Raw genomic sequence first — 14,938 nt, 5'->3', positions numbered from 1 at the left:
TCTTTATGGTTTAGGTGGCGGGTTAAAATAGGAATAAGATTCCCCTCCGCCTAAACGATTATACAAAAAGGTGAAAACTCAATACATGTAATATGATAGAGGATGCTGATAAAAAATGAAAACACTCATGAAAGCAGCTCAGATCACCAAGTACTCAAAAAATCTCTATGCCCAAATCAATGACATTCCAATTCCAAAAATCGGTGAAAATGAAGTTTTGGTAAAGGTCAAAGCTGCGGCGGTCAATCCACTGGAAGTGTTAATTATTACAGGCAGCGTGAAACTGATTCAAGATTATGAATTCCCACTAACGCTTGGTAATGAATTGACAGGAGTTGTCGAAAAAGTCGGAACAAATGTGACAGAATTTCACGTAGGAGATGCCATCTATACACGTCTCCCGCTCGAAAAAATTGGTGCTTTTGCGGAATATGCCGCAATTGACGCTGCTGCAATTGCACCCATGCCAAAAAATTTGTCTTACGTGGAAGCCGCTGCTGCACCACTGGCTGGACTCACAGCGTATCAAGGTCTGCATGAAGAACTTGAGGCACAGTCAGGTAAATCTGTTTTCATTCCAGGTGGATCAGGCAGCTTTGGCCAAATGGCTGTACCAATTGCAAAGGCAATGGGCCTAAATGTCATTGTTAGTGGCAGCTCAGAAGCGCGTGAACGCACTTTGGAAGTGGGTGCAGACCAATATTTGGATTATACAATAGAAAACTATGTTGACTTGTTGTCGAATGTGGATTACGTGATGGATACACTGGGACCTAAAGAATTTGACAGTGAATTGAGTATCATCAAACCGGGCGGAAGATTGCTCTCTCTCCGTACAGGACCAAATAAACGTTTTGGAAAAGACCGAAATTTCCCATCGTGGAAACAAATGCTATTTTCCCTTGCTGGTGCAAAGTTTGACCGCAAAGCCAAGAAACAAAACGTGAAATACCATTTTATCTTCGTTCGTTCTGATGGCGCACAACTTGAAGAGATTACCAAAATCATTGAAGAAAACAACATTGTCCCAGCAATTCATCCAACACGATTTACCATAGAAAACGTAAATGAAGCGCTAGAACTAGTCGCAAATGGACGACCAAAAGGGAAAGTGATTATTCAATTTTAAGGGGAATATAAGGAAAGCAGTCAAAAAGTTGAGATCATTTATGTAAAGGATTTTGAAACAAACCGCGAGTTCTGCCGATTAAAAAATGGAAAAGATAAAAAGCCAGGTCAGATCATAGAAAAACTTCAGCAAGCCGGAGTCCTGTCTCAGTAATGGTAAGACATGGAGAACTAGCCATTTCAATTGTTTCTTATAAAAAATGTTGGAATGAAATTGAGACAGGTGCTTACTCTAACAGACATATCACCAATGACACGTTAATACACGTAGCCACTACTGAGAAATTTAACATAACAAAAACAGCAGACTTCTTCAGGAATCTGCTGTTTTGATCATAATATCAAATTATTCGATAGAGTGATAGATAAGATCGAAATTACAACACTGAGAAAATTTAAAACTATCCCAGACAAACAACTATTAGTAAAAGACAAATCAAAACTAAACTTAAATGTTTATTTTTCATCTAACGTAACCTTTACTATTCTTGAGATAAATAATTGAAATCCGTTTCTTCAAATTCAGGAAGTTTTTTGTCAATTTTTAAAGCGGACAATAACTCTTGAACATATTCACGAATAGCTAGCATATCAAATGGGAAATCGAAATCAAATTCCTCTGTAACAGCTAAAGTGTCCATTACATATGAACAATTATGTTTCATACCCAATAGATCATCATTAAAATGTAGCACATCTTGATATGATGAATCAGGTAGCTCAAAGTGAGAAATCAAATAAACATTAATTTTGTTACCTTCTTCAGAGTCTGGCAATCTTTCATCAACGTATAATAAAAAAGCACATCTCTCATCATCGTTTCATTCTACCTGAAAGAATTCAAAATCTCTTAATCTCAATAAACGTATCTCCGTTTTTATCTTTAAGCTGTTACTAACGATTTCCATTGAAACATAGAAGGGGTATAATACGCAATTTCCCATTAAAAAAGCTTTATTTTGAGTCATGTTTCCGAACGGAAGGTCTTTCCTATTTCTTTTCCTAAACCAAAATAGTGTCTGAAATTATAAATAAGCGGACTCCATTTTGAAGGGTCAATGTGGTTGTCGTTCAATATGATCTTTTCCTCGGCATGGAAATGTAAAGCTTGTGTTTCCACAATCGCAAATGATGGTTCGTAATCTGGTATCCGAATATGCTTCACTTCTGCTTCTATTTGGATAGGGCATTCTTTAATTCGTGTTGGTGCTACTGTCATTGATGGTAAAGGTGTTAACCCTGCCGCTTCGTATTTCTCTTTTTTGTACGTAAACCCGAGCTGTTTCTTCAAAGGCGGGATATTCTTTTTTCCGCTAAAAGACGAAATTTTTTCAACGTTTTTCCATAAATCCGGGCTGGGCAAGTTAATGACACATTCTTTGTGACTACTTAAATTTTCAATCGCTTTTCCTCCTAAGCCTACTCCCAGAACAATATAGTTTCCAAGCGCCCATGAGGAAGACATCGGACTGATATTGGTGGTTCCATCTTCATTCAAAGTGGAAAGAAGGAATGTGGACGTGCCATAGTACATAATGCTTGGTTTGATTTCTTTAAAATGGAGAGTGTCTTGTTTTTCACTGTTCAACGATTATGCCTCCTAATCATTATTTATTCATATTGTAAAGGTTTAACATTTCAACTATCATCGAAATATGAATGTAAGGAGGAGAATGATGAATCCTAATATTGCAAAGGTTGCTTCGTTACTATCTGACCCCACGCGTTCTTCTATTCTTTTGAGCCTTATGGATGGAAGAATACACCCTGCTGGAGAGCTTGCATATTTCGCTAAAATCAAGCCTCAAACTGCCAGTTTCCACCTACATAAATTACTTGAAGCACAGCTCATCAGTGTAGAGAAGCATGGAAGACATCGGTACTATAAATTGGCAAGCGCCGATGCTGCAAAAGTGATAGAACAATTGCTTAGTATTTCGCCTGATTCAAAAGTGAAGTCTTTCAATGATTCAAAAGAAAAAAGTGATTTACACTTTGCCCGTACCTGTTATGATCATCTGGCCGGTTATATCGGCGTGCAAGTGACACATTCATTAGTCGAGCAAGGCTTCTTACGAAAAGCGAATTTACAATATGAGGTGACTTCAGAAGGCTCTTTGTTTTTAAAGGATTTTGGAGTCAACGAAGAAAAACAAAGAAAAAAGAGGAGAGCTTTTGCGCCTTGCTGTTTAGATTGGAGCGAGCGGCAGCATCACTTAGCGGGAGCTTTGGGACATGCATTATTAGACAGGATGCTAGAACAACAATGGATTGTGCGTATGCCTAAAACTAGAGCTATTAAGGTTACACAAAGCGGAAAAGCTGCATTTGAGAAATACTTTAAGTTGAGTATCTAAGATTTGAATAGAAAATGTCACCGTTGAAGGGCTCAAACAATAAAAACATGAGCAACCCACTTATTTTTTTGCAGACAAATAAAAAGCAGGGTTTGAAACCTGCTTTTCCCCATGCAAATCAATTTCACATATGTCTAATAAATGCTTTTCTCCCTGAGCCAAACGTTTCTTCCTGCATTCCCAAAACAGATGTGTAGAAGCGGATTGTCTCCTGAATACTATTCACCGTTAAAACCAAATGATCAAGTCGTTTTATCATTCATGATCCCTCCTGCAAAGTAAACCATTCCACTAAATGATTATTAATCCGCCTAGCTGCTTTCGTATCAGATGAGACCAACTAAAGAAAGATACTTACCGCAGAATAAATAAGCAGCAAACACATGATGACTCGAAATGCCTTATCATGTTTTTCAAAAAGCTTTTTAAAAACAGAGCCGAACCCTGACCATAGCAGCAGGGCGAACCAGCCCAGGGAAATGGCCAATGAGAGATAAAAAATAATTGATGTCATTGAATGCTGAAACGGCAGTATAAAAGCACTCATTAATGTTAAGAAGAACAAAATGCTTTTCATATTGATGATCTGGAAGATGAGACCGGATAAAAAAGAAGAGTGCGTATCCTTGGAATCCTTCTTTGAGCCTTTGGCGAAACCGATCTGCCAGGCCAAATAGAGCAAATAGACCGCACCAGCTATTTTGAAGTAGGGCTCAACAAGAGGAATCCAATTGTACAAACCTATTGTAAATATACCGCAGAGAATCCCGAGTGCTGCAAAACCTGATAAGATGCCGCTATTGAAACGCCACGAACCTATAAAGCCAAACCTTCGCGCTTCGTTCATTATTAGGATGTTACTTGGGCCAGGCGTAATGGATGTCAAAATCACATACGATAGAAAAGCTATGATACTCATTGAATCACCTTCATTTGCTAAGTCATATTGGGCAGTTTTTATTGTATGATAGTGATATCTATAAATAAAATTGAAATATAAAAAAGCATTATCATTTTTTTCGATAGAAGGGGAAAACGTATGGAGATCAGACATCTTGTCACGTTCCAGGCCATTGTAGAAATGGGAAGTTACACGGGAGCTGCTGCTAAGCTGGGTTATACGCAATCCACGATCACCACTCATATCCAAGCGCTTGAGCAGGAGATCGGCGGCGCTTTATTTTCGTATGAAAAAAGAAATCTAAAGCTGACTCATTTAGGCAGAGAGTTAATCCCTTTGGCAGAAGATTTACTTTCTGCCCACGACCAGATCAAGAATATGAAGAGTGTTCATGAAATCAAGGGAGTATTAAAGGTAGCCGCACCTGAGTCTTTAACCATTTCCAGACTAGGGCCGATCATAAGGGAATTTTCACTGACATATCCTCATGTGAAAATCATCTTAAGCAACGGGACATGCGGGGAAAACCAGGTGGATGTATTAAGCGGACGGGTAGATCTCGCGTTAATGGTCTATCCGGAAATTAATATTGAAAAATGCATTCATCACACGTTAACCGAGGAGAAGATTGTCCTTGTGGGCAGTCATGACGGACCGGACCATTTTGATGACTATAAACAAGAAAATAGCAGTCATTTCTTTATTACAAATGAAGAGGGTTGCAGTTATCGGACCATGTTTGAAACATATCTAGTGAAGCATGACATTCGCAGCTTTCAAACAATGGAGCTGTGGAGTATCGAGGCGATTAAACAAACGGTTATGAGCGGACTTGGATTTTCTGTACTGCCTTATGTGACAGTGAAAGAAGAAGTGGAGGCGGGTAAGCTGAAAATCCTTCATCATGCTGAAAGCTTTGAGCCGCTTTACTCTCATATGCTAATCAAAAAGAAAAAATGGCAGCTGCCCGCCGCAGAGGCGTTTGCGAAGCTTGTTTTACATTCGATTCGTGAGGCGGAGTGCTGAAATCAATGACAAAAGGAGTGAGCGTTACACTCACTCCTTTTTTATTTAAACAGCAGCTGCGAGCTTTGGTTTTACAAATTTCATAAAAATCCCTCTGACTAATGGACCCATAATCAGTAATTGCAAGGGGTAGGCTAAAATAAAGTTTTTCAGAACGATCATAAGGTACGCACTGAATAGGCTGTTCTCGTTAAGTCCATTCGATAAAGTTGCCGTGATTAATCCGAAAACAGACATACAAAGTACCATACCAACCACCATACAAGTCGACATGGCAAGGACGACATATAATTTCTTAGACTTGTCGAACGGAAGTTTGAATGTCATTTTTCTTGCGAGCGGTCCGACTAACAGTAAATCTAACAGTAACGCTACAATGAATCCTATGATCATCTCAAAAGCTGTAACCCACGAAAAATCATGTATGGCTCCGTTGATCACTGCATTGTAAATCGACATGACGCAGACCATCCCAAAGCACATCATCACGCCGAAGATAAGGCCTTCTTTTTTATTTGCTGGCATCCAATCAATCCTTCTCTCCATAATCGGTGATTAGTATACCAATGAATCACACATGCTCATAAGTGACAAATTTGTGAACTATTTATTGTCCGGAAACGTCTCCTTTTGTCATCAGCACATGCGGAATGCCATCCAATATAAATTCTTCTGATGCTGTCTGATAGCCGAGTTTTTCATAAAAGCCTGCTGCCTGTGTCTGACCGTAAAGTTTACATGTATCAATCCTTTTTTCTTTCACAATACGCTCTAACTCATCGACAATCACTTTCCCCAATCCGAATTTGCGATAGGGCTTCAGAATACAGATTCTTTCCAGTTTGCCTGCGTGATCAACGATACGAACACGCGCTGTGCCAACCGGCTGATGTTCATGGTAAACCAGAATATGCTGGCAATCTCCATGGAGTGTATCGAACTTATCGAACTCGTCGGAAACTGGACAGCCTTGTTCCTCAACAAATACTGTCTTTCTGATGTCAAACGCTGTATGTAAATCATGTTCTGTCGTTATTCTCTTCACATTCATGATTGATCCTCCTCTTTATCAGAAAAATGGCTGATGACATACTGTTTATAGGTCTCTGCCACCGGGGATAAAAATCTGCCTTCTATCCAGGCGATTCCTATGACGCGCTGACATTCCGGCCAGCTGACACGAATTTTTTTGATTTTGCTTTGGTCTAACCCTTTCAGATCGGGCAGAATGGATATGCCAAGACCGGCTGCCACAAAGCCTGCTGCGGTGGCTGCTTCTTCACCCTCAAACATAATGTTCGGTTGAATGTCCGCTTTCTCAAACAATTCATCAACCGTCATGCGCAGCGCATATCCTTTTTTCAATAAAATGAAACGCTCATCCGCAACTTCAGTCAGTGAAATGCTTTCGCGATGAGATAACGGATGGTTGTTTGGCACAAATACAAACAGTTCTTCGCTCCATAATTGTATCCATCGGATCAGCTTTTCAGGCTTGATGGAGGCAAGGAGACAGAGATCCAGATCTCCGGATTTTAATCGTTCAAGCAGCCAATATGAATGGTTTTGCTTCAGCTGGAAGGTAATGTCGGGATATTTCTGCTGAAAGCTGCCAATTAAATCGGGAACCAGCGTAGTTCCTAATGTATGTAAAAAACCGAGAGACACTTCACCTTGGTCAGGCTGCAACAAAGCCTGGATTTCTTCTTTCCCTTCGGTATATTCCTTCATCATGGCATGGACGTGGCTTAAAAATATTTCTCCGTATTTGTTTAGTTTAATCGAACGTCCTTGCCTGTCGAATAGCGGGACGCCTACATGGTTTTCGAGTCTGGCGATTGAGCGTGAAAGCGCAGGCTGTGCTGTGTGATCGACAGGCTATGTGCCGCCTTCGTGACGTGCTGCATCCGGGCCAGTGTTTGAAAATATTCAAGTTGTTCCCATTCCAAATCATCAACACCTCCTACATTACATATAAGCATGAAATGGATATTTATTATGCATTATACAACATATATCCACAGTGCTAAGATAAATGTATAAACAGACTCGAGGATGTTTGAAATCGCAAAAAATAAAGGATGGATGTTTATGGAGTGCAGTATTCAACAAAATGGTGAGGGGCAGATAAAGTCCCGATGACATACATTCAAAAAGGCACACCAGTTTTTCGTAAAATTACGTTTGCTTTCTTTGCCGCAGGTTTTAATACATTTGCCATTCTGTATTGTGTACAGCCGCTCATGGAGGAGTTCACGCGAGAATTTCATGTGACACCTACAACAGCGAGTCTCTCTTTATCTGTTACAACGATGCTCTTAGCTGTCAGCATGCTTGTTTTCGGCTCGTTGTCAGAGGTATGGGGACGTAAGCCGATTATGGCTGTATCCATGCTGGCCGCATCCGTTCTCTGTCTGGCATCGGCCTTCAGCCCGAATTTTCATACGCTGCTCGTATTGAGAACCATTCAAGGGATTGCGCTCGCTGGTCTCCCTTCGATTGCGATGGCTTATCTTGGAGAAGAAATTGAACCTGGAAGCCTTGGGTCGGCGATGGGGCTGTATATCAGCGGAAACGCAATCGGCGCCGTTTTTGGAAGGATTGTTTCAGGGCTCTTGAGTGAGTACTTTACTTGGCATATAGCGATGGGGTCAATTGGTGTGATTAGTTTGATAGCGAGTATGATATTTTTTATGAATTTGCCTCAATCGACCCATTTTACGCCGAGAAAACTCGAGATCGGGCAGTTGGGAATGTCTTTAATCAGTCACTTGAAGGACCGGAAACTGTTAAGTTTGTTCCTCATTGGTTTTTGCTTCTCGGAAGTAATGTTGCATTGTTCAATTACATTGCATATGTGCTGTTAGCGCCGCCGTATTCCTTTAACAAAGCGATTGTCAGCTGGATATTTATTGTGATGATTGTCGGGATTTTCAGCTCGTCTTTTATTGGAAGAATGGTCGATCAATACGGGTATCATAAAATACTGATGATGAATATTTTTATCGTCATCGCAGGTGCATTATTAACGTTAAACGGCGTATTAGCAGTAAAAATTTTGGGGATGGCCCTTTTCACCTTCGGGTTCTTTGGAGGGCATTCAGTCGCCAGCAGCTGGGTTGGACGGAGGGCCCTGCACAACAAAGCGCAGGCCTCATCGCTTTATTTGTTCTTTTATTACGCAGGTTCAAGTATCTGCGGAACAGTCGGCGGCGTGTTTTGGTCTGCTTTTCAATGGCTGGGTGTCGTCGGAATGATCACGTTCATGCTGCTGTTTGCTTTCGTGTTGTCGGTATTTCTGGCAAGGAGTGAAAAGGTGTCGGGCAGCGCGCTATGACTAATTTAAAATGTTCTGATATGAATTGATTTTATTTTTCGTTGACACGAAAGAATGCCTATCTTTTTCTGGACTGAAGATAGGTATTCTTCACTTATAGGCGAAATATGAGCAAGGGCCAAACTTCTGCCTTGAATAAATTCTTTCATTTCCTTTATTGATAGTCCAGTTTTTCAAAAGCATTTCATAAGCGTGATCGTTTCGATGTCTTTTTGAAAATAAACACGTATTAATGTAGTTTATAGTGTTTAGACATTCTGAAACAAGACGGGCTGCATGTGATCTGCTGTGTCCTTTTCCTGCATATAATGATTCATGAAGGTGAATAGGAAAGGGTGAATTCAATTGAATCCATACAACAGCAGAATGGCACCTTATTGGGTTTATCATGGTGGAGAATCAACGCTTTACCAGTATCCATATGGATATAGGCAGCCCGTTTTCTCGCGCGCGATTATTACTTCAGCGCGGGGTGATGTGACGGGAGATGGAGTCGCTGATGAAGTCTTCCTTACTGGCAATCAAACGTCAGGCAGTCCGCTATGGAGAAATATCACTTTGGTGATACGTGACGGCAAGACACATCAGGAACGGCAAATTCAGCTTCATAACAATATCGGGTACAATCCTTCACTATTTCTGGCTGATGTGACAGGCAATAAAACGGAAGATGTGGCTGTTGTAATTGATACCGGGGGAAGTGGAGGCTCTATATATGCGTATGTGTTTGCTTATATGAACCGGCAGTTCAGGCAGATTTTCAATTCTGATTCGTTTAATGATGAATTCAAGTACAGTGTGAGCTATCAAAATCAATATAAAGCGAGCGTGATCAGTCAACGCCAGCATGACCAATATATACTGGATCTTACTTACAAAGGCAGAGACTATTTGAATGAGATCTATACGAATCAGGGTGTTTTAAAAGCGCCGATAGAAGGCTGGGTGAATCCTTTATCCGGCTTGTATCCGGTTGATTTCAACAGAGACGGCGTATACGAATTGCTGGCGTATCAGCGGATCGCCGGAAGGTATAACGCCGACTCATTGGGATATGTTCAAACCGTATTGAAATGGAACGGGCGGAATTTCGGCGTTGACCGGCAGAATGTATCGATTGTTGGCGGTGCCGCAACTTGAGCAGAGAGAATGCGTTAGTGGCAAAGACTCACGCTACAGGTGTTCTGCAACGACGGTCAGATAATAAGATAAACCGGTTTGCTGCTCTTCTAACATTCCTCGATGAAAATCATCCTGCATAAAAAATCGCGTTTGTTTTACGTAATCTTCTTTGCTTGTGGGATGTCCGTTTTGATTCAGGAACGTAATATGATTCATGACATGCTCTTGTACGGCAGGGGCATGATACGTCACACCGCTTCTTAAAAAATCAGGCTGGCGGCTCTTTTTTTATGATCAAAGAAAAAGAGTGCTTTCACACAAGCACTCTTTACTCCAACTTAATTCTTTTCACATCCCCTAACACAAACACGTAAAAAATCAGTCCGAGCAGCAATACAAAACCTGCAACCAGAAAGCTGAGCGTAAAGGAACCTGTCACATCAAACAAATATCCCGTGAGTGAAGCGGCAATTATGCCTCCGAATAGGTTATTTGCCAGGTTTACCATGGAACTCAGCATGGAAACGGAGCCAATCGGGGCCAGTTCTGCGGAGATGGACCAGCCGACCGGAGCCGTTGCAGAAACGCCAGCGAGGCCGATTGAAATACAGATAATCGCAACGGTGATATTATTCGTCAGAATGGAGCCTAAAAAGAAAAAGCCGAAGCTCATCCCTACTATAATTACGGTTCGATACACCTTGGTGTTGGAATAGCCTTTCTTGATAAGATAATCGACGAGCCAGCCGCCGACCACAATGCCGGAAATGGTAGAGATCAGCCACGGCACGGCGGTGAATAAGCCGGATGACATGAGATCCATTCCGTATGTATGCTTAAAGAAAGTCGGAAGCCATGTAAGCAGCAGGTTGAATGTATAGCCGTACCCCGTAAATCCGATCATTAAGCCCCATACTTTACGATTAGTGAAAAGCTTTTTTAAAAGCGGACCCGTTTTGTAAGGGATTTGTTCTGTTGTGATTGTATTGTGTTTCTGAATATAGTTTAATTCGCTTTTGGAAATGCGTTTGTGCCGTTCGGGCTGCTCATAGTATTGCCAGAAAAAGATGGTAAACAGCACATTGATGCATCCGATTGTTAAAAAGGCGACCCGCCAGTCAAATGTTGTGACGAGAAAGGCGACCAGCGGCGCACCGATCACGTTTGAAAATTTGGCGGCTGAATCAAACAGCGAGTTCGCCAGACCCCGTTCGCTTGGGGGAAACCATAGAGCGGTTGCTTTGGAAGCGGCGGGGAACGCCGATGCACTCGTCAGCCCAATGAGAAAGCGGAACACATATAAGAGCAGTTTTCCTTGTAAAAAAGCGAGAATGATCGTTAAAAAGCTCCAAACCGTCATTCCGATTCTAGTGACCCAGGCCACGCCAAACCTGTCCAATAAACTTCCGACGGGCAGCTGCATCAGTGTATACGAATAGGTGTAAATCGAAAACACAATGCCGAGTTCAGTTGCTGTGAGGTGAAACGAATCTTGTATCGCCGGGGCAGCTACAGAAATGGCCACTCGATCAAAATAATTAAGAATGATAATGCCGCTCAGTAACGAAGATATGTACCACCTGGTATGCCCGGGCCGTTTCACGCGCTCTTGACTCATGATGAAAACCTCCTCTGTTATAGCATGATCTCCGGATGTAAATACCATTCAAATTTTAAATACCACACCTATCTTTTATGTAAACGAACAGCAGGAATTTGACTGGAAAAGCCTATTGCTTTAGAATGAAAGTAATAAAAATGAACACTCCAAAGGGGAGTAGCTATCACAGTAAAGTCGTCATTCCGGGACTAGGTGTCCTCGGCTTTGCTGGCAATTTGATTGTTAGCGAGACCTTTGCCAAATCTGATTTGGTGAAGGTCTTTTTGTTTCTGAACTTCACCAAATCGGTGGAGTTTTTTCATTTTTATCAAAAAAGGGAGAGGAGATTCACTATGTCTAAGCTGAAGAAATGGCTGAAACGTGAATTGGTGAAGAAGGGGCTGCCATTAGCGAAAGAGAAATTGATTCCGATCTTGAAAGAAAAAATGAAGAAGAAACGATAAGGGGGCAAACAATGAAGAAAATGGTTCTGATGGTTTTGGCCGGCGTGGGTCTTTTAGGGGCAGGCGGATGCGGAATACTGGATCAGGTGAATGACGGGCTGGATTATACAAATGAAGCGTCAGCTTATGTGGAAAAGGTGAAGACGTTTGCAGAGGAAGCGCCTGCATTGGCTGAGGAAGCTGTAAATGACACTGAGGCGAAAGAAAAACTAGAGACACAGCTTGAGTCTATTCAAAAGGCAGCGGCTTCTTTTAATGAATTAACACCGCCTGATGCCGCAGCGGAGCTTCACAGCACCCTACAGGAGCATAACGACACATTGCAAAAAAGTGCGGAAGACGTCTTGCAGCAAGTGGAAGAAGGAAAGGTATCGCTTGAGGAATTGGAGCAATCCGAATTGGTCCAAAACGCTAAGCAAATTACTGATGTGATGGGGCAAATTGAAAAGCTTGGCGAATAAGAAAAAGCATCCCGGGAGCGGGATGCTTTTTTATTATTCTGCAATCGCGTCTGTTAATACAGGAACGACTTGTTTTTTACGAGAAACAACGCCTTTAAGAAGGGCTGTGTTGTTTTCTAATGTGACGTTGAATGCTTTTTCCACTTTGTCCGCTTCGTTACCGATTGCAAGTGCAAGTGAATCGTTTTCTAAGATGTCTGTGATGACAAGAAGGAACAGATCAAGGTTCTTCTCAGCCACAACTTTAGAAATCACTGCTTCTAACTCAGCTTGGCGTTTTCTCACATCTTCGATATCCACTGTGTTGACTTGTGCGATTTCGACTTTTTTGCTGCCGAGTGTGAATTCTTTTGCATCAAGAGAAATTAGCTCTTCAACTGTTTTTTTGCTTAGGTCAGCGCCTGCTTTCAGCATGTTTAAGCCGTATTCTTCAGCATCTACGCCAGCGATTTCAGCAAGTTCTTTTGCTGCCGCTACGTCTTGGTCCGTGCAAGTTGGAGATTTGAATAACAGAGAGTCAGAAATGATAGCAGACAGCATAAGGCCGGCAATTTCTTTCTCGATTGTTACGTTATTTTCTTTGTACATTTTGTTTAAGATTGTAGCTGTACAGCCGACGGGCTCAGCACGATAGTAAAGCGGCTCAGCTGTTTCGAAGTTTGCGATTCTGTGGTGGTCGATGACTTCAAGAACTTGAACGTCTTCAATATCCTTGATGCTTTGCTGGCGTTCGTTGTGGTCAACAAGGATAACGCCGTTCACTTCGTTTGCAGCTGTTTCTACAAGACGAGGGCTTTCTTGTTTGAAGTAATCAAGTGCATATTGTGTTTCGCCGTTGACTTGTCCAAGTCTGACAGGCTCAGCGTTGAAACCGAGTTTGTTTTTTAAATCAGCGTAAGCAATAGCAGAGCAGATCGTATCTGTGTCTGGATTTTGGTGTCCGAAAATAAGTATTTTTTCCATGATAACTCCTTATCCTTTTTTAAGTAGTGTAAACATTCTTTTTATAGTTTAACACGTCTTGCTGCGGGTGTAATCATGCAAACCCTTAAAAATTGATGTGAATATAAAGCATTTTTTTTGAGTGAAAGAGGAAAGGTGTGTAAAATGCTGGGTAGGTCAGTTGCAGAATGATCTGTAGTATCAAAAAAGGTACTATTGGAGGGTCGAACATGAGCCGGAAAAATAATATTTATCCGAACAAAGAAGGCTGTCCGGTTGAATTTACACTAGATGTCATTGGCGGAAAGTGGAAAGGAATCCTTTTTTATCACATGATAGATGGCAAGAAACGGTTTAATGAGTTTCGCAAGATCTGCCCGAGTATTACCCAAAGAATGCTGACTCTGCAGCTTCGAGAGCTTGAAGCGGATGGCATTGTTCATCGCGAGGTTTATCACCAGGTGCCTCCCAAGGTTGAATATTCTCTGACAGAATTCGGACGAACGCTTGAGCCGATTGTATTGCAAATGAAAGAATGGGGCGACGCCAACCGAGAAGCACTGGAGGCGCGTCGTTCAAACAGTTTATTAAAAGAACAGCAGAAGTAGCAGCAAAGGGAAGCCTTTGCTGCTTCTTTTATTTCATCGAAATGGCTTTATTGGCGTTTCTGACGTCATTTTTTAACAGGTCAGAAAGATTGTAAGATGGGTAGTATCCATGCTGATACATGTATTGATAAACTTGCGCATGCAACTTAATGGCAGCGTTCAGCTGTTTGACAAGTACGGTTCTTAATTGAGGTGTTGCTGTTTCTGTAATTGCGATAGCATAGTTGCGGACAGATGTTTTGGCAAAGCCGAGCAGGTCACCGCTGAAAAATGGGTTATCCGCACGCTCTTCTTCTTCATCATCGCGAGGCATCGGCGCCTGAGGGAAGAATGGGAGAAGCTCTCTTAAATTCTGCTCAACGGCCTGAATGGAAACGCTATAAAGCTGTCTGAGCTGAGGGTCTCTAACTTCTCTAATCATTTTCTTCAGTTTAATGAGCCCGTTTGACTGAAAAGCAACCAGCTCGTGCATCTCTAATGTTTCATGCCAAGCCAACGTTCTTCGTTCATCCATGTAACAAATCTCCTTTATCAATCAGATTCTGTATCAGCATATGCCCAACGTTCAATGTTGTTCATGATGTTTTGAAGTTTTTAAAAAGGGAATCCACCTTATATAGGATACGGGTTGAGAACATCCAAAAAGAGGTGAAACACGATGTGGGACATGATAAAGAACTTTTTCTTGTTTAGCAGCGGCGTTCTGCAAGCAACAACCCTTTTACTTGTGATTTTAATATTTGTATATGTCAGAAAAACGAAGAAGAAAAACAAAGAATCTTCTGGTTTTATGGATGATAAAGAATAAGAAGTGATGGGCATTCTTTTAAAGAATGTCTTTTCGTTTGCAATGTTTCACATGAAACATTGGCGTCATTTTACTTGCGATTTGGACTTATGTTAAAATATAAAAGTAATTTTAGAGATGATATGAAAACATTGGTGCAAAACATGTTGCGGCGATGAAAAAAAGAGCAGTCGTTTATGCTGCT

16 protein-coding genes and 4 pseudogenes are annotated in these 14,938 nt (G+C 41.5%); 9 read left to right on the top strand and 11 right to left on the bottom strand.

The features are described 5' to 3' along the window. Positions 1-115 precede the first annotated feature (115 nt). The gene (locus tag NSU16_RS20365) at positions 116-1,129 is read left to right on the top strand and encodes an NADP-dependent oxidoreductase (RefSeq protein WP_339191832.1); all 1,014 of its coding nucleotides are present in this window, start codon (positions 116-118) and stop codon (positions 1,127-1,129) included. 481 nt (positions 1,130-1,610) lie between these two features. Here NSU16_RS20365 and NSU16_RS20360 read toward each other — a convergent pair whose 3' ends face one another. Then, positions 1,611-1,904: a hypothetical protein gene (locus tag NSU16_RS20360; protein ID WP_339191831.1), complete on the bottom strand. Its 294-nt coding sequence runs from the start codon at positions 1,902-1,904 to the stop codon at positions 1,611-1,613. Between the two features lie 188 nt (positions 1,905-2,092). Further along, the gene (locus NSU16_RS20355; RefSeq protein ID WP_339191830.1) at positions 2,093-2,716 is read right to left on the bottom strand and encodes a flavin reductase family protein; all 624 of its coding nucleotides are present in this window, start codon (positions 2,714-2,716) and stop codon (positions 2,093-2,095) included. An 88-nt stretch (positions 2,717-2,804) separates the two neighbouring features. On the opposite strand from NSU16_RS20355, the gene NSU16_RS20350 reads away from it, so the two are divergent. Then, a complete protein-coding gene (locus NSU16_RS20350) occupies positions 2,805-3,485 on the top strand; it encodes a winged helix-turn-helix domain-containing protein (RefSeq protein WP_339192730.1) in 681 nt (226 codons plus the stop codon). A gap of 142 nt (positions 3,486-3,627) precedes the next feature. Here the strand turns inward: NSU16_RS20350 and NSU16_RS20345 are convergent. Next, a pseudogene (locus NSU16_RS20345) lies at positions 3,628-3,744 on the bottom strand (VOC family protein); the annotation flags it as partial. 81 nt (positions 3,745-3,825) lie between these two features. Then, positions 3,826-4,404 carry a LysE family transporter gene (locus NSU16_RS20340; protein ID WP_339192729.1) on the bottom strand — a complete coding sequence of 193 codons (579 nt, stop codon included), beginning with the start codon at positions 4,402-4,404 and terminating at the stop codon, positions 3,826-3,828. Positions 4,405-4,524: 120 nt separating this feature from the next. Between NSU16_RS20340 and NSU16_RS20335 the strand changes: the two genes are divergently transcribed. Next, a complete protein-coding gene (locus NSU16_RS20335) occupies positions 4,525-5,412 on the top strand; it encodes a LysR family transcriptional regulator (RefSeq protein ID WP_339191829.1) in 888 nt (295 codons plus the stop codon). A 45-nt stretch (positions 5,413-5,457) separates the two neighbouring features. Here NSU16_RS20335 and NSU16_RS20330 read toward each other — a convergent pair whose 3' ends face one another. The 3 genes and pseudogenes from NSU16_RS20330 to NSU16_RS20320 form a co-directional block, all read right to left on the bottom strand. Next, a complete protein-coding gene (locus tag NSU16_RS20330; RefSeq protein WP_168749282.1) occupies positions 5,458-5,937 on the bottom strand; it encodes a DUF2798 domain-containing protein in 480 nt (159 codons plus the stop codon). Between the two features lie 82 nt (positions 5,938-6,019). Further along, on the bottom strand, positions 6,020-6,463 hold the full coding sequence (locus NSU16_RS20325; protein WP_326191307.1) for a GNAT family N-acetyltransferase: 444 nt from the start codon (positions 6,461-6,463) through the stop codon (positions 6,020-6,022). Then, positions 6,460-7,361 (bottom strand): annotated as a pseudogene (locus NSU16_RS20320) (LysR family transcriptional regulator). Before NSU16_RS20320 ends, NSU16_RS20325 begins: the two are co-directional and overlap by 4 nt. Positions 7,362-7,550: 189 nt before the next feature. Here NSU16_RS20320 and NSU16_RS20315 point away from each other — a divergent pair. Both NSU16_RS20315 and NSU16_RS20310 read left to right on the top strand, forming a co-directional pair. Continuing rightward, positions 7,551-8,749: pseudogene (locus NSU16_RS20315) on the top strand (MFS transporter). Between the two features lie 345 nt (positions 8,750-9,094). Beyond that, positions 9,095-9,889, top strand: coding sequence for a hypothetical protein (locus tag NSU16_RS20310; RefSeq protein ID WP_339191828.1), 795 nt, complete (start codon positions 9,095-9,097; stop codon positions 9,887-9,889). Positions 9,890-9,922: 33 nt separating this feature from the next. Here NSU16_RS20310 and NSU16_RS20305 read toward each other — a convergent pair. Beyond that, a pseudogene (locus NSU16_RS20305) lies at positions 9,923-10,141 on the bottom strand (MerR family transcriptional regulator); the annotation flags it as partial. A gap of 58 nt (positions 10,142-10,199) precedes the next feature. Next, on the bottom strand, positions 10,200-11,510 hold the full coding sequence (locus NSU16_RS20300; protein WP_168749532.1) for an MFS transporter: 1,311 nt from the start codon (positions 11,508-11,510) through the stop codon (positions 10,200-10,202). 104 nt (positions 11,511-11,614) lie between these two features. On the opposite strand from NSU16_RS20300, the gene NSU16_RS20295 reads away from it, so the two are divergent. Together NSU16_RS20295 and NSU16_RS20290 are read left to right on the top strand one after the other, a co-directional pair. Further along, on the top strand, positions 11,615-11,935 hold the full coding sequence (locus NSU16_RS20295) for a hypothetical protein (RefSeq protein WP_339191827.1): 321 nt from the start codon (positions 11,615-11,617) through the stop codon (positions 11,933-11,935). Between the two features lie 11 nt (positions 11,936-11,946). Next, on the top strand, positions 11,947-12,396 hold the full coding sequence (locus tag NSU16_RS20290) for a DUF6376 family protein (protein ID WP_339191826.1): 450 nt from the start codon (positions 11,947-11,949) through the stop codon (positions 12,394-12,396). Positions 12,397-12,429: 33 nt separating this feature from the next. Here NSU16_RS20290 and NSU16_RS20285 read toward each other — a convergent pair whose 3' ends face one another. Beyond that, a complete protein-coding gene (locus tag NSU16_RS20285) occupies positions 12,430-13,359 on the bottom strand; it encodes a manganese-dependent inorganic pyrophosphatase (protein ID WP_010332614.1) in 930 nt (309 codons plus the stop codon). 209 nt (positions 13,360-13,568) lie between these two features. On the opposite strand from NSU16_RS20285, the gene NSU16_RS20280 reads away from it, so the two are divergent. Continuing rightward, on the top strand, positions 13,569-13,946 hold the full coding sequence (locus NSU16_RS20280; protein ID WP_010332613.1) for a winged helix-turn-helix transcriptional regulator: 378 nt from the start codon (positions 13,569-13,571) through the stop codon (positions 13,944-13,946). Between the two features lie 28 nt (positions 13,947-13,974). Here NSU16_RS20280 and NSU16_RS20275 read toward each other — a convergent pair whose 3' ends face one another. Further along, positions 13,975-14,460 (bottom strand): spore coat protein, encoded by a 486-nt coding sequence (locus NSU16_RS20275; protein ID WP_010332612.1) that lies wholly within the window; start codon positions 14,458-14,460, stop codon positions 13,975-13,977. A 144-nt stretch (positions 14,461-14,604) separates the two neighbouring features. Here NSU16_RS20275 and NSU16_RS20270 point away from each other — a divergent pair, with 144 nt between their 5' ends. Next, on the top strand, positions 14,605-14,754 hold the full coding sequence (locus NSU16_RS20270) for a hypothetical protein (RefSeq protein ID WP_010332611.1): 150 nt from the start codon (positions 14,605-14,607) through the stop codon (positions 14,752-14,754). Positions 14,755-14,938: the final 184 nt, after the last annotated feature.

This window comes from Bacillus sp. FSL K6-1003 (assembly GCF_037964945.1).
GTDB lineage: Bacteria > Bacillota > Bacilli > Bacillales > Bacillaceae > Bacillus > Bacillus mojavensis.
The sequence above is the reverse complement of the archived record's forward strand: the minus strand, read 5'-3'. Positions and strand labels throughout refer to the sequence as shown.